We start from the raw sequence: 17297 nt of genomic DNA on the forward strand, positions 1-17297 counted from the left end.
CGGCAACGCACAAGCCTTCGGCTGCGGGGCCGGTGGCTTGTGCGTTGCGCGCGGAATGTGCCGCGGGATGAACTGTGCTCGAGTTGGCTTAGGGCCTACTTCTCCGGCTTCACGATTGGGAAGAGCACGGTCTCACGGATTCCTAGGCCGGTCAGAGCCATAAGCAGGCGGTCCATGCCCATACCAGCGCCCGCTGTCGGCGGCATGCCCTGCTCCATGGCGGCGAGGAAGTCCTCATCCAAAACCATGGCTTCTTCATCGCCGCCAGCAGCCAAGCGGGCCTGGTCCTCGAAGCGCTCACGCTGGATTACGGGATCCACCAGCTCCGAGTAGCCGGTGGCCAGCTCGAAGCCGCGCACGTAAAGGTCCCACTTCTCCGTCACGCCTGGCTGCGAGCGGTGCTGACGGGTCAGCGGGGAGGTCTCAACCGGGAAGTTCTTCACAAAGATTGGGCCCTCAAGCTGGTCCTCGCAGAGCACCTCCCAGATCTCCTCCACCAGTTTGCCGTGGCCCCAGCCGCCGTTCTTCGGGACGTCGAGCCCGATGACGTCAGCAATCGCCTTGAGCTCCTCGACGGTGGAGTCGATGGTGACCTCCGGCTGGCCGGGGAACTTGCGCTGCAGAGCCTCGTTGAGGGAGGGGTACATTTCAATCTCCGGCCACTCTTCGCCACCGAAGTCATACTCAGTACCATCAGCCAAGGTGACGGTGGTGGAACCGAAGACCGCGCGGGCCACAGACTGGATGGACTCGCGGATAGTGCGGGCACAGTCGTTGTAGTCACCCCACGCCTCGTAGGTCTCCAGCATGGCAAACTCCGGGGAGTGGGAGCGGTCAACGCCCTCGTTACGGAAGTTGCGGTTGATCTCAAAGACGCGGTCGATGCCGCCGACCACAGCGCGCTTCAGGAAGAGCTCCGGAGCGATGCGCAGGTAGAGGTCAATGTCCAGGGCATTGGAGTGGGTCACGAACGGGCGGGCCGCCGCACCACCGTGGAGGGTCTGCAACATCGGGGTTTCGATCTCCACGAAGCCCTCATCTTCCAGGTAGTTGCGCAGCGCACGCATGACCTTCACGCGGGTCATGGCATTCTTGCGGGCCTCCTCGCGCACGATGAGGTCGTTGTAGCGCTGGCGCACGCGAGTTTCCTCGTTCATGTCCGCGAAGGAAACCGGAAGCGGGCGCAGGGACTTCGCCGCCATGGTCCACGTGGAGGCCATAACGGAGAGCTCGCCACGGCGCGAGGAAATGACGCGACCCCGCACGGAGATGAAATCACCCAGGTCAACGTCAGACTTCCACGCGGCGAGGCGCTCCTCCCCTACCTCTGCCAGCGACAGCATGGCCTGCACTTGGGTGCCATCGCCATCTTGCAAGGTGGCAAAGCAAAGCTTGCCGGTATTGCGCATGAAGATAAGGCGGCCGGCGATGGCTACCTCGACGTCAGTCTCCTCACCCGCGCTGAGGTAGGTGACGCCCTCTTCCGCGGCCGGCTCTTCGCCCTCGGCAACGACCTGGAACTGCTGGCGGAGATCCCGCAAGGAGATCGTGCGGTCTACGGTCACCGGATAGGGCTCGGTGCCGGACTCCAACAGTCGGGCGCGCTTCTCGCGGCGAATGCGCAGCTGCTCGGGGACGTCAGTAACTTCAGTATTCTTCTTCTCGCTCACGGTTGTCTAGGGTAGTCGATCCCCATACGCTGGCGCGATCCCGGTTCACAGAGAGTTCATCTGGTGGTTAGACAGCATCAACCGCGCGGTCATCTCAACCGTATTAACTCAGTGCGTCCGTTGCGACATCCCTTACGCAACCAACGATTTTCGATTTTTGGAGCATAACTTTCATGGCACTCAACGGCCGTAATCTCTTGGCTAACATGTTCACCTCGTCTCGTTCTTCTCTTACCTGCACCTACAAGTGCGGTAATGCCTGTTTCGGCGAATGCGAGAACACCTCCGACAACCCTTACTTCGGCAACCAGTTCTCCCGCCGTACCGCCCTGCGCGCCGGTGGCTTGGCCGTCGTCGCCGTCGGTGGTTCCTCCGCGCTGGCTGCTTGTGCCGCACCAGACGAAAAGGATGCTGCAGCTGGCGGCGGCTCCTCCGACAAGACCAGCGAGGTCAAGGGCTCTGACATCGAGCTCACCTCCGCCGAGGGCATGCACTTTGAAGCCGTAGAGGCCAATACCAAGGATGAGGTCGTCATCCCGAAGGGCTATGAGCAGTCCGTTCTGATTGCCTGGGGTGACCCGGTCATCGAGGGCGCACCGGAATTCGACGTCAACAACCAGACCGCCGCGGATGCGGAGAAGCAGTTCGGCTTCAACAATGACTTCGCCGGCCTCATCGAGCACCCGGATGACAAGAACCGCATGATCTACATGTGCTCGCATGAGTACACCACCGAGCCGATGATGTTCCCGGACTACGACCCGGAGAACCCCACCGAGGAGCAGGTAAAGATCGGCTGGGCCGGCCACGGCCACACCATCCTCGAGGTCTCCAAGGTGAAGGGCTCCGGCGAACTCAAGCGCGAATTCGGCCCGCTCAACCGCCGCATCACCGCCACCACCCCGTTCACCCTGGTTGGTCCGGCTAAGGGCACCGACCTGGTGAAGACCTCCGCCGACCCGAAGGGTGAGAAGGTCCTGGGTACCCTCAACAACTGCTCCGGTGGCGTGACCCCGTGGAACACCATGCTCTCCGGCGAAGAGAACTTCGACCAGTACTTCGCAGGCGGTGACGTCAAGGACGACAAGGCCGCTGAGTCTCTCAAGCGCTTCGGCATCAAGGAGGGCCCGTCCGACCGTAAGTGGGAGAAGTACGATGACCGCTTCGATGTAACCAAGGAGCCGAACGAGCCAAACCGCTTTGGCTGGCTCGTGGAGATCAACCCGCTAGATCCGAACTCCACCCCGGTCAAGCACACCGCTGTGGGCCGCTACAAGCACGAGGCTGGCAACATCCACATCACCAAGGATGGCACCGTGGTCTGCTACTCCGGCGATGACTCCCGCTTCGAGTACGTCTACAAGTTCGTCTCCTCCAAGAAGTACAAGGAAGGCGACCTGGAGCACAACATGACCATCCTGGACCACGGCACCCTGTACGTGGCCAAGATGGAAGGCAACTCCCCGGAGAAGGAAATCGACGGCTCCGGTGTCCTGCCGGAGGACGGTGCTTTCGACGGCAGCGGCGAGTGGGTCAAGCTGCTGACCTCCGATACGGAGAACAACAAGTTCGAGTCCCACGTGGACGGCATGTCCGCCGAGGAAGTCGCCGTCTTTACTCGTGAGGCCGCCGATAAGGTGGGCGCAACCAAGATGGACCGCCCAGAGGACGTTGAGGTTCACCCGGAGACCGAGAAGGTCTACATCGCGCTGACCAACAACAAGTACCGTGGCGCCACTGGCGAAAACGCCAAGAAGAACAAGGAAGACGCCAAGGAATGGGCTCCGGTCAAGGAGAACAAGAACGGCCTGGTCATGGAGCTCGAGGATGACCACGCCGGCGAGAAGTTCACCTGGAACCTCTTCCTGGTCTGCGGTGACCCGCGTGAGGCCAGCACCTACTTCGGCGGCTTCGATAAGGAGAAGGTCTCCCCGATTTCCTGCCCAGATAACCTGGCCTTCGACAACCACGGCAACCTGTGGATCTCTACCGACGGCAACGCGCTGGACTCCAACGATGGCCTTTATGCCGTGACCACCGAGGGCGAGACCCGCGGCGAGCTCAAGTGCTTCCTCACCGTCCCGGCGGGCGCGGAGACCTGTGGACCGATCGTCGACGATGACCGCGTCATGGTCAACGTCCAGCACCCGGGTGAGGCTGACGACGCCACTTTTGAGAACGCCACCTCCCACTGGCCTGACGGCGGCAAGTCCACCCCGCGCCCGGCCGTGGTCGTGGTGTGGAAAAAGGACGGCAAGATCGGTACCGAATAAGGCACCGACGTTGCGTAGTGCGCACTCTTAGGCGGTGCGCAGCTGCGCCTCCAGCACCTCCTGCGCAAAATCCCACAACGGGGTTGCAACCCCAGCCTTGGCGCCCATGCGTCGGATAGCTCCGACCTGGGCGTCAAGTTCGTTTGGTAGACCTTCTTTGATGTCGCGCTGCATGGAGGACGTGTTATCCGGGTGCTGCTGGCGGGCAAACTCCATGGTTTGCTCGACCACATTGTCAGGCAGGTCCACGCCAAGTGCACGTCCAACAGACTCGACTTCCCGCATGAAGGCCTCAAGCTGGCCGGGGATTTCCTGGCAAAGGTAGCCAATCGGTTTATCCACCAAGGCGCCCAGAGTGCCGGTAGGGGTAACGAACATGGCTTTCGACCAGACGTCGACAAGCGCTGCGTCGTGGAACTTGCTGGAGGCACCCGCCTCTTTCAGCGCGGCCGCCAGATCCTCACCTGTACGGCGCAGTGACTCCGGCGCATCAGCACTCAGCGGACCAAAAGCCAAAGCCAAGGGCCCCGGATTGCGCTTGATCTGAGCCGGCCCCAGACGGGTGGCATAAACACGGGCAACCCCAGCAAGGATGTTTTCCTCCCCAAATTCCTCGGCCGCAAGGTACGGAATCTCGACCGAGTTGTGCGTGGTCACCACCGGGATACCCTGCAGGACCTCGCGGTCCTCCGCGCTGCCAAAGGTCTCATTGCCCGGCAGCGCCTTCGACGCGATAATCGCCACGTCCAGCCCACCCAAGACCTCCTTGACCTCAGTAAAGGATTGCGCAGCCGGGACCTTAATAACCTCGGTCGTGGTGGGTTCTGCGTGGGCGTCGATCAGCGTCACGCCCGTCTCCCCCAGCACCCGCAAGGTCTCGCCACGGGCGACGAAGGCGACGTCGTGGCCCGCTGCTTTCAGTTTTCCGCCAAAGTATCCGCCGATGGCGCCGGCTCCCAGAATTCCAATCTTCATGTCTCCAACCTAACCGGTGGAGACCTGCGCCACAGACTTTTATCCGCGCTGTTCTAAATTTCGGAAGCCAATTCCCAACGGCACGCCCGCGTTATCGATGAGCCGCACGCCGCCGATGGTGGCGGCGAGAAAGAGGCGGGCATCGCCCTCTGCGGGTGGCTCCCCAAGGTCGCGCCCGCGCAGCTCCACGTATTCCGGCTCGACGCCCGCGGCAGTGAGCACCTCACGTGCCACACGGACGACTTCCTCGGCCCCGGACTCCGCCGCGTACGCGCCGGCGGTAAGTGCCGCTGACAAGGCGCTGGCTTGCTCGCGTGCTTCAGGTGCCACGTCGGCATTGCGCAGGCTCATCACCACACCATCGGGCATGCGCACCGAGGGCACACCCTGCACACGCGCCCCGATGTGAAGGTCCGTAAAAGCTTGTTGGGTAGCCACGAGCAGCTCGTAGTCTTTCTCCCCCATGAACACATCACTGGGGCCAAGCGCACAGGTCAGCGCCACTATGCGGGTCAACTCCGCACAGACGTCTTCCATGCCGTGATCGGGTGCAAGGACCCGCGTGCGCTGGCTCTGCGTGCCATAGCGCCACACCACATCAACGCTGTCGAGGGCGGTGATGTCAGTGTCGTCGTCAACGGCGACGACAACCACGCTTCCGCGCACGCCCTGTGCTGCCTGCACTAAGGCAAGGTGCCCGGCGTGAATATCGCGGCCCAGCGGTACGAGCACCACGCGCTTGCCCGTCTTGCGGTAGGCGCTGCCCACCATGCGGATGCGCTCGATGTCCTCCACTAGGAGTTGTTCGGCCACGGCGCTTCCTTTCTTACTGCCCACAGTTCCAATTCTTCAATCTTTTCCTGCTCACCCACCATGCGGGCGACGTCGCGGTAGTTGCGCGCCATTCCCAGCTCCACGGCGGCGGGGTAAGCATCGATGATGTCATCGGCGTCGAGGTCGAAGGAACTGCCCATAAAATCTTCGATAATCCCCGCCTTAAGCGCCGCCCACGCGCTGAGTTCACCGAGCATCTCCGCGTAGTACAACCGCGCGGCTCGCTCGGCACGTTGTGCCTCAGGCACCGTTTCTGCGGTCTGGTGAATCTCTGAGAGCAACAATCTAATGACGGTATCCGCCACCTCATCGAGAGCGCCCACCGCGTAGGAGTCGCCCAGGGGAGCTGCGGCAATCGTCAGACACCCGCGCGTTTCCAGCTCATCAAGGGCTTCCACCCCAGCCAGCAATGAGGTGTGGATGACGATTTGCTTGGGGCGCACGTGCTTTTCGACGTCCCCGACAGCCCCTTCCAGCTCCCTCGCCGTCGCGGCGAGAATCAGCGCATCGAAGCGGTCCAGCTGGGCGGGGTCCTCAAGCTTCTCAATGGTGTGGCCAGCCATCTCCAGACGGAGGGCGAAGTTAATGCCGGCTCGGGAATTACCCCAGACCGCCACCCGCATGCGTGGTGCCTGCATCTACTTCTTCACGTCCTTGTCCGGCTCCTGCTGTTGCTTACGGCGCGCCAAAAGCTCCGCGACGGACACCGCACCCTCACGGTGTTCATCGCTGCGGCGACGGCCACGGGTGCTGGGCTGTGCGCTGTCTGACTCCGGCTTGCGGTGGCGGTGGTGCGGCTGTGCGGGGCCAGCATCCTCCTTGACGTGCTGCGCGCCTGCGGCACCCTGGTTCCACTGCACGGCTTGGAAGCTATCGGTCTTGAACTCCGGCGCCTTCGGCTGCGACGGAGTCTGAGGCTTCTGCTGCTGCGGCTTCTGCTCGGTGCGCGCCTGCTGCTTCTCTGCCTTTACCTGCGGCTTTTCGGCCTTCGGCTGGGGCTGCGGCTGCGGCGCCTGCGGCTTCTGCTGTGGTTCACCCATGGGGCGAAACGCCGGGGCACGGTTCTGCGACGGCTGTGGTGCACCGAAGGGAGATGGTGCTGGGCGGGTGCCCTGCTGATCTGCGGGCTGCTCGGCGGGTTTCGCAGCAGGCTGCTGGGCGTTGCCACGAGCATTATCCGCCAGCAGATTATCCAGCGGATTGCTCACCGGGTGGGTTGGCTGCGAACCGAGGCGGCCTGCCACGGCGTCGGCAGACGGCGCGCCACCGGACTTCTGGGTGAAGTTCACGTTGGGTGCATCGCCGCGCTCATCCACTCCTGCGCCGCCGGCCTTGCGCTCCAGCTCCTGGATGCGGCGAGCCTCCGCATACAGGGCGGCGGGCTCGTAGACCCACTCGCGCCCGGAGATCTCCTCGATTTGGGCGCGGATGGCTTCTAGCTCAGAGCGGATCTCCGCCAGGACCTGACTGTTGTCCGTAGTGGAAGCGCCGGAAGCGGTCAAAGTGGATGCAGCATGGGCGCGCTCTACTGCCAGAAGCTCCTTGGCCTCATGGGCCTGGCGGCGGTAGCGCACAACCAGGAAGAAGCCCAGCACCGCAGCCCACAGGGAGGCGAGCAAGGCGATCTTCAGCGCATTCGCCGAACCCGAAATCAGCATGACCAGGCTGGCAATCACCGCGAGGATGACCAAGACGATAAGCCCGATGGAACCCGCATCCGTCTTCGAACCGGTCTCAGAAGACTCCGCCGGCGTTGGTGGCTGAGAGTCCGGCTGCGCAGAAAATTGGGCCGTCGGATAATCGTCCGGGGCCGACTCGTGCTGGGGCTCAGGGGCGTGATGCGGGCTCGTCATGCCCACTAACTTACCGCTTGTGCCCCATCAGTTGGAGGTGGCACCTCGCAGTGTCGCTCCAGCACCACTCCGGCGACACACATCGCAGCACCACCCAGCGCAGAGGTCACCACCCCAGCCAGGTCACCAGCCGCCGCGACGAGCTCACCCGCACGAGGCACCACGTAAACTGCCATGCCTGCATAGGCCCCGCCCACGATGGCACCCGTCCACGCCGAGGCTTTGCCGACCAGCAAGAATTGCGCGATGGTCATGGGATTGAGCTGCGAGTTGTCCAGGCCGATGCCGTGCTCGTCCTCCTTGGCGCCGCGGACCTTAAGGGTCAACAGCACGCACACCAGCGCCATGGCCCACAGGGAAATCGACACCGTTGCCGGGATGGCCAGCATGGAGCCATAAAAGCGGGTGGTGAGGATGGCGGCCGCCGCGGCCACGAAAAGGGCCGTGCCGATGAGCGCGCCGATCGACGTCCTCGTCATTACTCCCCCAGTTCCTTCACCGCCGCGACCTCGTCCTCATCGAGGTCGGCGATGAGTTCGCGCACCGGGGTGCCGTTAAGCTGCGCGTGCTCATCCGCGGCCAGCCACGGTACGAGCACAAAGGCGCGCTCGTGGGCATAAGGGTGCGGCAGAGTAAGTTCCGGATCTTCGGAGGTCACGCCGTCTATCTGTACGATGTCCACGTCCAAGGTGCGCGGGCCCCAGTGCCGCACGCGCACACGCTCAGCGGCCTCCTCCAACTTCTGGCCGCGGCGCAGCAGCTCCAGCGGGGTGCAGTCCACGTCCACGATGAGCACCGCGTTGAGAAACTCATCCTGGTCAGTCACGCCCCACGGCGGGGTGGCATAGACCGGAGAGGCGGCGATGGTCTCATCGGCAAACTCATCAAAGACGGTCTGCAGCAGCGCGCGGCGATCCTCCATGTTGGAGCCGATGGACAGCACGGCGCGCATTAGCCTGCCATCCTCTTCCGGGAGCGGCGTGCTACGACGGCCACGTCCGCGAAGGTGCGCGGGATGGGTGCCTTCGGCTTGTGGATGGTCACCTCGATGGCGTGGAGAATCTCGAAGCGCCGCATGGCGGTCTCGGCGACTTCTTCAGCCACCGTCTCGATGAGGTCCCGGGAGGGGCCTTCGACGATGTCTGCGGTGACGTCAGCAAGCTCGGCGTAATTCACCGTGCGGGACAGGTCATCCTCGATGCCCGCGGTGTCCAACCAGCAGGTGACATCCACGATGAAGGGCTGTCCTGTCTTCTTCTCTTCCTCGAAGACTCCGTGGTAGCCAAAGCACTCCAGGCCGGTGAGCTCGATGCGATCCGCCATGTTTTATGCCTTTCCCAAAGAAGTGGACACCACTGTTCCGCCGTCCGCGCCGTTGGCGTAGCTGCCGGAGGCATGCGCGCCACCGGTGTAGGATGCGCCCGCGTTCCACGCCGCGGCAACGTCCACGGCATCGCGCGAGACATCCACCTCGTGCACGCGCACGCCCCAGGCGCCCATCTGCGCGGAGATGGCGGTCACGGCCGCGGTGGCCGGGTCCGCGAGCAGCGGGCTGGACTCGGCACCGCGATCCTCCCGGATGGCGGCGAGGAAGCGCTTGCGGGAGGCTCCCACCAACAGCGGGAATTCGCCCTGGAGGAACTCCGGCAAGGCCTTGAGCAAAGCCCAGTTATCTTGTGGGGACTTGGCAAAGCCCAGGCCCGGATCCACGACGATATTGTCGTGGCTGACACCTGCTTGCAGGGCGCTATCGGCCAGCTTCGCCAAGGATTCGTGGACATCGCGCACAACATCCCCGCCGTGGTCGGCCACTCCGGCCGCGCTGCCGAATTGGACGGTGCGCCAGTGCATGAGGCACACCGGCAGGCCGGTCTCGGCCATGGTGCGGTACATGTCTGGGTCGGCGGCACCACCGGAGACATCATTGATCATGTCGACGCCGGCCTCCGCAGCGGCTTTGGCAACCGAGGCCCGCATCGTATCCACGGAGGTCTTAATCCCCTCCTCGTGCAGCGCCTTGATGACGGGCACGACGCGGCTCTCTTCCTCCTCGGCAGCCACGCGCACTGCCCCCGGGCGGGTGGACTCGCCGCCGACATCGATCATGTCCGCGCCGGATTCCACGAGGTGGCGGGCGTGGTTGAGCGCATCGTCGATGTTGATCCAGCGCCCGCCGTCGGAGAAGGAATCCTCCGTGACGTTAACAATGCCCATGACCAGCGTGCGGCCGGGAACAGTGAGATCGCTGACTGCCATTGCTGCTAGCTCCTAATCAGGCTCATGACCTCCGCGCGGGAGGCCGCATTCTTCTTGAAACCACCGCGCACCGCGGAGGTTGTCGTGGTCGCTCCCGGCTTGCGGATGCCGCGCATGGCCATGCACAGGTGCTCGCACTCGATGACGACGATGACGGACTGCGCGTGGAGGACCTCCACCAGTGCATCGGCGATCTGGCTCGTGAGGCGCTCCTGCACCTGCGGGCGCTTGGCGTACATGTCCGCCAGGCGAGCCAGCTTGGACAGTCCAGTGACGTGGCCGTCGGGACCGGGGATGTAGCCGATGTGCGCCGTGCCATAGAAGGGCACGAGGTGATGCTCGCACGTGGAGTAGATGGGAATATCACGCACCAGGACAAGCTCTTGGTGCTCCTCGGCAAAGGTCTTGTGCAGGACCTCAGTCGGATCCTGGTGGAGTCCTGCGAAGACCTCGGCATAGGCGCGGGCCACGCGGGCCGGGGTCTCGCGCAGGCCCTCGCGGTCGGGGTCCTCGCCCACTGCGATGAGAAGCTCGCGGATGGCTGCTTCGGCGCGCTCGTGATCGAAGTCGTGTTGCGCCGGGATGTTATCGCTCATTGGTGTCGCCATCCTTGTATGGGTTGTTGCGGTATTCGTTCTCTCCCCAGCCGGGTGCTCCCCAGGAGTGATCCTCCGGCTTGGCATGGCGGCCGCGGCGTTCCGGTTCGCGCGGTTGCGGCTGGGCTTCCGGCTGCGGTGCAGCGGCATTCGGCACACGCAGAATCTCTTGGGTGTCCTCGTGGCTAGGGCCGGCCTGTTCTGGGGCCACGGTCTCCTCTTGCGCCCCATCGCTGGCGGCCTCGTCTGCGCTGAGCTGGCGGCCGGTGGGCTCGGTGATATCGGACTCGCCGAAGAAGGTATTGCCCTTCTCCGGATCCACAAAGTCGCCTGCGTGCTGGCCAAAGCTGAAGCCGATCTCCTCGACCGGCGCCGCCGATGTCGCGGCGGCGCCATCGGCCTCCCCGCCGTTTTCCTTCGCGCGCTCGAGCTCCGCGTGGCGGCGCGCGCGGGCGGCACGGGAGGCGTCGAGAAGCGTCATGCGCTTCGGCAGCTCCTCACCGCGCTCCTGGGCAAGCTCCACCGGGGTCTTTACCGGCTCGCGGCCGGCCTGGCGCGGGAAGCGGGCGTCCTCGTTCGGGAAGACGTCGAAAGCCTCGCGCGGCTCAATGCCTTCGAAGATGCCCTCGAGGTCCGGGCGGCGCAGGGTTTCCTTCTCCAAGAGCATCTCGGCGAGCTTATCCAGGTAGTCGCGGTGCTCGGACAGGATGTCATAGGCCTGCTGGTGCGCGCGGTCCAGCAGGTAGGCCATCTGCTCATCAATCTTGGCGGCCACGGCATCCGAATAGTCGATGGAGCCACCGCCGCCGGCGGCATAGGCGAAGGGATCGCCCTGTTCCTTGCCGTACTTGACGGTTCCCAAATCCGGGCTGAAGCCATACTCGGTAATCATGGAGCGCGCGATCTTGGTGGCGTGCTCAATATCCGAAGAAGCGCCGGTGGTGGGTGCTCCGAACACGAGCTCTTCCGCGGCGCGCCCGCCCATGGCAAAGACGAGGCGTGAGAACAACTCATCGCGGGTGTACATGCCCTTATCGTCTTCCTGCGCGGTCATGGCATGGCCGCCGGTGCGGCCGCGGGCCAAGATGGTCACCTTGTAGACGCGCTCGATATCCTTCAGCGCCCACGCGGACAGGGTGTGGCCACCCTCGTGGTAGGCGGTGACCTTCTTCTCATGTTCGGAGATGATCTTGCCCTGGCGGCGCGGGCCGCCGACGACGCGATCGGTGGCCTCCTCCAGCGCGTCATAGGTAATGACGTTGCCGCCGATGCGGGCGGTGAGCAGGGCGGCCTCGTTGAGCACGTTGGCTAGGTCCGCGCCGGACATACCGGCGGTGCGCTTGGCCAGCTGCGCCACATCCACTTCCTTAGCCAGCGGCTTGTCCTTGGCGTGCACGCGCAGGATTTGCTCGCGGCCGGCCAGGTCCGGGTTGGTCACCGGGATCTGGCGGTCGAAGCGTCCCGGGCGCAGAAGCGCCGGGTCCAGAATGTCGGGGCGGTTGGTCGCGGCGATGAGGATGACGCCTTCGCGGTCACCGAAACCATCCATCTCCACGAGCAGCTGGTTCAGCGTCTGCTCGCGCTCATCATGGCCACCGCCGGTGCCGGAACCACGCTGGCGACCCACAGCGTCAATCTCATCGACGAAGATGATGCACGGGCTGTTCTGCTTGGCCTGCTTGAACAGGTCACGCACGCGGGAGGCACCCACGCCGACGAACATCTCCACGAAGTCGGAACCAGAAATGGAATAGAAAGGCACGCCGGCCTCGCCCGCGACCGCGCGGGCCAGAAGGGTCTTACCGGTACCCGGCGGGCCATAAAGCAGCACGCCGCGCGGGATCTTTGCGCCCAGCTCATGGTAGCGCTCCGGATCATCCAGGAAGTCCTTGATTTCCTGCAGCTCATCCACAGCTTCATCCGCGCCGGCCACATCCGCGAAGGTGTTGGTGGGCATGTCCTTGGTCAGCTCCTTCGCCTTAGAACCACCAATGCCGAACATGCCGCCCGCGCCCTGCTGCATGCGGGTCATCATCCAGAACAGCAGCGCGAAGAGGATCAGCATCGGCAGCAGGAAGCTGATCATGGAACCAATGAAGGAATCCTGCGTGACCTTGGTCTGGTACTTATCCGCACCAGAATCCTTCACCGCGTTGAAGACCTGCTCGGAGGCGCGGGCCGGGTACTTGGCAATGACCTCCTCGATGCCCTCCTGTTCTTCGACCGTTACTGGTTCCTTGAGCTTGAGGCGCAGCTGCTGCTCGCGGTCATCGATCTGCGCTTCCTCAACGTTCCGATCCGCCAGCTGTTGCATGGCCACCGAGGTGTCAACCTGCTTGAAGCTGCGGGCATCATTGCTAAAGAACGTAAAGGCGTACAGCAGAATGAGAACGAGGCCCGCGATCGAGCCATAGCGAATGATGTTCTTATTTTTCATTAATTACCTTGCGAATTCGAGGCCTCATGGTGAGAGGACAAGAAAAGACTAGTCGTTGCTGTAGACCGCGGGGTCCAGCGTGCCCACGAAAGGAAGATCGCGATAGCGCTCCGCGAAATCCAGGCCATAACCCACGACGAACTCGTTAGGGATGTCAAAGCCCACGTCAAAAAGATCCAGCTCCGCCTTGACTACTTCGGGCTTGCGCAGCAGCGTGACCACTTCCAGGGAACGCGGCTGCCGGCCCTGCAGGTTGCGGATGAGCCAGGACAAGGTCAGGCCGGAGTCGATGATGTCCTCCACGATGAGCACATCGCGGCCCTCGATATCGCGGTCCAGATCTTTTAGAATCCGCACCACTCCCGAGGAGGAAGCCGAGTTACCGTAGGACGAGACCGCCATGAACTCCAGCTGGGAGGGGATGCTGAGCTTGCGGGCGAAGTCCGTCAGGAAGAAGACCGCGCCTTTGAGCACGCAGACCAAGATGAGGTCCTCGTCGGTGTTGCGGTATTTCTCGGCAACGCGGTCCGCCATCTCCTGGATGCGCGCCTGAAGATCGTCTTCGGCGATGAGAACGTTTTTGATGTCCTCTCCGTAGGGGTGGGCGGGGACGGCTGATTCATGGGTGTCGTGCACGTGAGCGCTCCTTTGCTGACCGAGGCAATAGTGACAGTTTGCCACCAACGCGTGCTACTTCCAACCTTGTACCTTTCTTTTCTCCGCGGACGGCGACGGGGCCTTGTCCATGCCATTGCGCGCACAGGGCATCGATGCCGCGCACTGCCTCGCGAGTAACCTCCACTCCTTCCTCGCGCAGCCACGCGGCGATCGCCCGGCGGCGCTTCGGTTCTGGAAGAACGGCCAGCTCGGTGCAGTCGGTGGTGGGGTGGGTGCTGAGGAGGGCGTCGTCAAGCGCGGCGTCGTGGGCTGCCTGGGCTAGGGCCGGGACGGGGTCTCCACCCACGATCTCCTGCAGTCGCGGGAGGATCTCGCGGCGCAGTGCTACGCGGCGGAAGGCCAGGTCCTGGTTCTGGGGGTCCTGCCAGACCTCCAGCCCCAGCTCCGCGCAAGCGGCCTCGGTCTGGGCGCGGCGCACGCTCAGTAGGGGCCGCAGGATGCGTACACCTTCAACCGCGGAGCGCTCGCGCATGCCCGCCACCCTCCCGCGGAGGGCGCTGAGCAGCAGGGTTTCGGCCTGGTCATCGGCGGTATGCGCCACCGCCACCTCAGCCCAAGGCGCGAAGGCCCGGTACCGGGCGGCGCGGGCTTCGGCTTCCACGGAGCCTTGCTTGCCGACGTCCACCCGCAACACCTCCGCCCCCGCCCCCAAGGCGCGCGCCTGCTCAGCAGCCCGGCGCGCCTGCGCGGCCGAGCCTTCCTGCAAACCGTGGTCGACGCACAGCGCTGTCACATCGTGCCCCTCCGCGAGGAGTGCTGCGGTCAGCGCCAAGGAATCGGCGCCGCCGGACAGGCCCACGGCGATGGCGCGGGATTGCTCACCCACCACAGCGCGGGCGGCGACGCGGCAGGCCAAGAAGTTGGGGCTTTTACGTGGCCAAAAAGGTTTCTTAGAAGTCATGAAGTGCGGCGGCGAGGGCGTCTTGGGCCTGACGGGCGGAGGTGACTTCGCCGTCGTTGACCAGGAAGGCGAAGGCGTAGACGCGACCCGACTGACCCTGGGCGGTGCCAGTCAGCGCGGAGGTTCCCGTGAGGGTGCCGGTCTTGGCGCGAACAAATCCGCGCGCAGAAGAATCGTGATAGCGCTCGTAGAGGGTTCCTTCGCCACCGGCAAGAGGGAGGTAGCCCAAGAGCGGGCGAAGCTCGTCGGTGGCTACGGCTTGGTCCGCGATGTGGGCGAGGAGCCCAGCGGGAATGCGGTTATCGCGGGAGAGGCCGGAGCCGTCCTTGAGGGTGACGCCGTTGACGTCGATGCCGGCGCCGCGCAGCTCGTCGAGGATGGCCATCGTGGCGCCGTCGAAGCTTGCTTCCGTGCCCTGGCCGACGGCCAGCTCGCGGGCAATGGCCTCCGCCATGACGTTGTCTGAATCCTTTATTGCTTCCTGGGCGCGCAGGGCCAGTGGCTCGGACTCGCTGGTGCCGAGGACCTCGGAATCCCCGGGGGCTGAGCTTAAGTCGGCTTTGTCGGCGCCCAGGCGGGCGGCCAGCGCGCGGGCTACATCGAGGGCAGGCTCGTGGGAGCGCGGAACGTCGCCGGTCTTTTCCCCAATGCGCCCGCCATAGAGCATGGCAGGCTGGATGGGAGCGACATAGCCGCCATCGATATTGTCATCGTCCCAGCCTGGTGCCTGGTCGGGACCGGCCCAGATGGAGGTGTCGATGGAGACTCGCGTGACGGTATCCATCTTCTGCTGGATCTGTTCCGCCAGCTCATCGAGGCGCTCGTCCGTCAGCCAGACATCGCCGGCGGCCTTGATAACAACTTCGCCCTCGTGCTCACCTGCGACCACCTCGGTGGTGAGGCGCTCTTCCTCATCGAGAGCGAGTGTTGTTGCGGCGAGGGTGAGGACCTTGGTGGCGGAGGCCGGGGTCAGCGGCTTCGCGGGCTCGCGTTCCCACAGCACGTCGTGGGTGGTGGTGTCGATGACCTGGCCGCCGAAGGTAGCGAGGGCCTTGTCCTTGCCCAGCTCATCCAACCGTGCTTTAAGCGCGGCGGCGTCAATGTCGCCGGGCTCGACGGGCTGGACCAGTGCTGCGGGTTCCTCCTGCTTATAGGGCTGACCGTGGTCCAGGTGATCGTAGGTGCGTTGGACTTCTACGCCCACTGCGGCCGTCGCCGCCACGACGCCGGCCGTGACGAGGGCCGCAGTACTCCACCAGACATGCTTCGCTTTCATCGCCCTTTAGACTAGCGCGGTAGACTAAGCGGAGCACATGCCAACCTATTAGTTATGGAGGATTCAGCCGTGAGCGTTGAAGTAACCATCGAGATCCCAAAGGGCTCCCGCAACAAGTACGAGATCGACCACGAGACCGGCAAGGTCCACCTCGACCGCTACCTGTTCACCCCGATGGCCTACCCGGCTGACTACGGCTTCATCGACCACACCCTGGGTGAGGACGGCGACCCGCTCGACGCACTGGTCATTCTCCCGGAACCGGTTTTCCCGGGCGTTGTCGTGGAAGCTCGCATCCTCGGCGTGTTCAAGATGACCGACGAGGCCGGCGGCGATGACAAGCTGCTCGCCGTTATCGATGACCCGCGCTGGGAGCGCTACCAGGACATCAACGATGTGGAGCAGCACATCAAGGATGAGATCGAGCACTTCTTCACCCGCTACAAGGACCTGGAGCCGAACAAGGAAGTTACCGGCTCCGGCTGGGGCGACAAGGCTGAGGCAGAGAAGATCCTCGAGGAAGCCAAGGCTCGCTTCAAGTAAGCCGCTGCTTCCGCGTGCCAGCTAGAGCACTGTCAGGTACGTTTTGGTAAATAAGGGCTGAAAACCTACCAGTTTTTCGCCACTATTTGCGAAAACGTACCTTTTTCGTTCCGGGGGGAACATTGATTGAGATTTATCGGGGACGCGATGTCTCCCGCGGGGCTCGGCGCAAGGGAGCCATCAAGATTGCGAATGGCTTTTACCTCTCAAAGGAGCCAACACCGCTTCAGCTAGCACAAATCATGTCGCGTGAATGGCCTGACTTAGCGCTTGACGGCTATTCCGCCGCTCGCCGGTACTTAGAACAGCCCCTTCAATTCCCGCTCGAGTTTATTCGCGACTCCACTCTCCCATCGAGCACGTACTTTCGCAGTCGGCGGGCGCGCCCCAAGGCACTGGGCAGCATGAACGGAGTCAATGTATGTAGTCCCCTGCAATGCATTGAGACGATGGCGCAGGAGGATGCCGTAGCCTTCATCGAAGCCTTCTTCGCCGGGCCGCACGGACGCTCGCGCATTGAGACCGAACAGCTAGACTTTCGCCGCCTGCCCAAGCACACGCGTGAAATCCTAGAGAAAGCCATCGTTGGGGCGGATAGCAAGCCGGAGCGCGACCTCACCCGAGGCCTCGAGCCGCACGTCAAGGTCCGCAACAACGTGCGGATTGGCCCCTACCGCTGGGACTTGGTGCTAGAGGAGTACAAGGTGGCCATCGAGGTGGATGGCTATGCCTACCACAAAGGCGAGAACCGGCAGCGTTTCGAAATCGACCGCCAGAAGCTTAACGACGCCATTCAACGCGGCTACCGGCCCCTCCACTTCACCGCCGCCACGATTGAGCACCACCTCGACGTCGCTGTGTACCAGGTTCTCGCGGTCATACAAGGGCGGGGTGAGTTCGTGCCTCCGCCGTGGAAGTGGCACCACTACTGGCGGTGGGAAGGCGAGCGTTGGGCAGGCTAGCGTTGCAGCTGTTCAGCCGCAACGTGCCGACAACGAACTGGGC

17 protein-coding genes are annotated in these 17297 nt (G+C 63.7%); 3 read left to right on the plus strand and 14 right to left on the minus strand.

Features of this window, described 5'->3' with window-relative positions:
• Positions 1-95: 95 nt before the first annotated feature.
• Positions 96-1670: a lysine--tRNA ligase gene (gene lysS / locus HMPREF2996_RS03605; protein WP_070730137.1), complete on the minus strand. Its 1575-nt coding sequence runs from the start codon at positions 1668-1670 to the stop codon at positions 96-98.
• Between the two features lie 173 nt (positions 1671-1843).
• On the opposite strand from lysS, the gene HMPREF2996_RS03610 reads away from it, so the two are divergent.
• A complete protein-coding gene (locus HMPREF2996_RS03610) occupies positions 1844-3943 on the plus strand; it encodes a PhoX family protein (RefSeq protein ID WP_070730140.1) in 2100 nt (699 codons plus the stop codon).
• 27 nt (positions 3944-3970) lie between these two features.
• Here HMPREF2996_RS03610 and HMPREF2996_RS03615 read toward each other — a convergent pair whose 3' ends face one another.
• Genes HMPREF2996_RS03615 through dacB form a run of 13 tightly spaced genes read right to left on the minus strand, consistent with a single transcriptional unit; the run spans position 3971 to position 15749 of the window.
• Positions 3971-4918, minus strand: coding sequence for a 2-dehydropantoate 2-reductase (locus tag HMPREF2996_RS03615; RefSeq protein WP_070730142.1), 948 nt, complete (start codon positions 4916-4918; stop codon positions 3971-3973).
• Between the two features lie 39 nt (positions 4919-4957).
• Complete coding sequence (locus tag HMPREF2996_RS03620; protein ID WP_070730186.1) at positions 4958-5689, minus strand: pantoate--beta-alanine ligase; 732 nt, start codon at positions 5687-5689, stop codon at positions 4958-4960.
• Positions 5690-5712: 23 nt separating this feature from the next.
• On the minus strand, positions 5713-6390 hold the full coding sequence (locus tag HMPREF2996_RS03625; RefSeq protein WP_083313776.1) for a Rossmann-fold NAD(P)-binding domain-containing protein: 678 nt from the start codon (positions 6388-6390) through the stop codon (positions 5713-5715).
• The gene (locus HMPREF2996_RS03630; RefSeq protein ID WP_070730190.1) at positions 6391-7605 is read right to left on the minus strand and encodes a DUF6779 domain-containing protein; all 1215 of its coding nucleotides are present in this window, start codon (positions 7603-7605) and stop codon (positions 6391-6393) included.
• Positions 7606-7610: 5 nt separating this feature from the next.
• On the minus strand, positions 7611-8084 hold the full coding sequence (locus HMPREF2996_RS03635; protein ID WP_070445901.1) for a DUF3180 domain-containing protein: 474 nt from the start codon (positions 8082-8084) through the stop codon (positions 7611-7613).
• On the minus strand, positions 8084-8557 hold the full coding sequence (gene folK / locus HMPREF2996_RS03640; protein ID WP_070730144.1) for a 2-amino-4-hydroxy-6-hydroxymethyldihydropteridine diphosphokinase: 474 nt from the start codon (positions 8555-8557) through the stop codon (positions 8084-8086). The genes HMPREF2996_RS03635 and folK overlap by 1 nt, the downstream gene beginning before the upstream one ends.
• On the minus strand, positions 8557-8928 hold the full coding sequence (gene folB, locus HMPREF2996_RS03645; protein WP_070445894.1) for a dihydroneopterin aldolase: 372 nt from the start codon (positions 8926-8928) through the stop codon (positions 8557-8559). The genes folK and folB overlap by 1 nt, the downstream gene beginning before the upstream one ends.
• Positions 8929-8931: 3 nt before the next feature.
• Positions 8932-9861, minus strand: coding sequence for a dihydropteroate synthase (folP, locus tag HMPREF2996_RS03650; RefSeq protein ID WP_070445890.1), 930 nt, complete (start codon positions 9859-9861; stop codon positions 8932-8934).
• A gap of 5 nt (positions 9862-9866) precedes the next feature.
• On the minus strand, positions 9867-10457 hold the full coding sequence (gene folE, locus HMPREF2996_RS03655) for a GTP cyclohydrolase I FolE (protein WP_070445888.1): 591 nt from the start codon (positions 10455-10457) through the stop codon (positions 9867-9869).
• Positions 10447-12894, minus strand: a complete 2448-nt coding sequence (ftsH, locus tag HMPREF2996_RS03660) for an ATP-dependent zinc metalloprotease FtsH (RefSeq protein ID WP_070730146.1) — start codon at positions 12892-12894, stop codon at positions 10447-10449. The genes folE and ftsH overlap by 11 nt, the downstream gene beginning before the upstream one ends.
• Positions 12895-12942: 48 nt before the next feature.
• Entirely contained in the window at positions 12943-13530 is a 588-nt protein-coding gene (hpt, locus tag HMPREF2996_RS03665) for a hypoxanthine phosphoribosyltransferase (protein WP_070645541.1), read from the minus strand.
• On the minus strand, positions 13514-14473 hold the full coding sequence (gene tilS / locus HMPREF2996_RS03670) for a tRNA lysidine(34) synthetase TilS (protein WP_083313777.1): 960 nt from the start codon (positions 14471-14473) through the stop codon (positions 13514-13516). The genes hpt and tilS overlap by 17 nt, the downstream gene beginning before the upstream one ends.
• Entirely contained in the window at positions 14463-15749 is a 1287-nt protein-coding gene (gene dacB / locus HMPREF2996_RS03675) for a D-alanyl-D-alanine carboxypeptidase/D-alanyl-D-alanine endopeptidase (protein WP_070730149.1), read from the minus strand. Before dacB ends, tilS begins: the two co-directional genes overlap by 11 nt.
• Before the next feature lie 69 nt (positions 15750-15818).
• Between dacB and HMPREF2996_RS03680 the strand changes: the two genes are divergently transcribed.
• Together HMPREF2996_RS03680 and HMPREF2996_RS03685 are read left to right on the plus strand one after the other, a co-directional pair.
• Entirely contained in the window at positions 15819-16292 is a 474-nt protein-coding gene (locus HMPREF2996_RS03680) for an inorganic diphosphatase (protein ID WP_070445872.1), read from the plus strand.
• A 404-nt stretch (positions 16293-16696) separates the two neighbouring features.
• A complete protein-coding gene (locus HMPREF2996_RS03685; protein WP_246822983.1) occupies positions 16697-17254 on the plus strand; it encodes an endonuclease domain-containing protein in 558 nt (185 codons plus the stop codon).
• The last annotated feature ends 43 nt before the right edge of the window (positions 17255-17297 follow it).

Origin of the sequence: Corynebacterium sp. HMSC066C02 (assembly GCF_001814945.1) — a bacterium.
Lineage (GTDB): Bacteria > Actinomycetota > Actinomycetes > Mycobacteriales > Mycobacteriaceae > Corynebacterium > Corynebacterium aurimucosum.

Excerpts from the sequence above, each read along its gene's own strand:
- folK (WP_070730144.1), bottom strand. The coding sequence starts at position 8,557 with ATGCGCGCCGTGCTGTCCATCGGCTCCAACATGGAGGATCGCCGCGCG.
- HMPREF2996_RS03635 (WP_070445901.1), bottom strand. The coding sequence starts at position 8,084 with ATGACGAGGACGTCGATCGGCGCGCTCATCGGCACGGCCCTTTTCGTG.
- HMPREF2996_RS03625 (WP_083313776.1), bottom strand. The coding sequence starts at position 6,390 with ATGCAGGCACCACGCATGCGGGTGGCGGTCTGGGGTAATTCCCGAGCC.
- tilS (WP_083313777.1), bottom strand. The coding sequence starts at position 14,473 with ATGACTTCTAAGAAACCTTTTTGGCCACGTAAAAGCCCCAACTTCTTG.
- folP (WP_070445890.1), bottom strand. The coding sequence starts at position 9,861 with ATGGCAGTCAGCGATCTCACTGTTCCCGGCCGCACGCTGGTCATGGGC.
- ftsH (WP_070730146.1), bottom strand. The coding sequence starts at position 12,894 with ATGAAAAATAAGAACATCATTCGCTATGGCTCGATCGCGGGCCTCGTT.
- HMPREF2996_RS03630 (WP_070730190.1), bottom strand. The coding sequence starts at position 7,605 with ATGACGAGCCCGCATCACGCCCCTGAGCCCCAGCACGAGTCGGCCCCG.
- dacB (WP_070730149.1), bottom strand. The coding sequence starts at position 15,749 with ATGAAAGCGAAGCATGTCTGGTGGAGTACTGCGGCCCTCGTCACGGCC.
- folB (WP_070445894.1), bottom strand. The coding sequence starts at position 8,928 with ATGGCGGATCGCATCGAGCTCACCGGCCTGGAGTGCTTTGGCTACCAC.
- HMPREF2996_RS03615 (WP_070730142.1), bottom strand. The coding sequence starts at position 4,918 with ATGAAGATTGGAATTCTGGGAGCCGGCGCCATCGGCGGATACTTTGGC.
- folE (WP_070445888.1), bottom strand. The coding sequence starts at position 10,457 with ATGAGCGATAACATCCCGGCGCAACACGACTTCGATCACGAGCGCGCC.
- HMPREF2996_RS03685 (WP_246822983.1), top strand. The coding sequence starts at position 16,697 with ATGAACGGAGTCAATGTATGTAGTCCCCTGCAATGCATTGAGACGATG.
- HMPREF2996_RS03620 (WP_070730186.1), bottom strand. The coding sequence starts at position 5,689 with ATGGTGGGCAGCGCCTACCGCAAGACGGGCAAGCGCGTGGTGCTCGTA.
- HMPREF2996_RS03610 (WP_070730140.1), top strand. The coding sequence starts at position 1,844 with ATGGCACTCAACGGCCGTAATCTCTTGGCTAACATGTTCACCTCGTCT.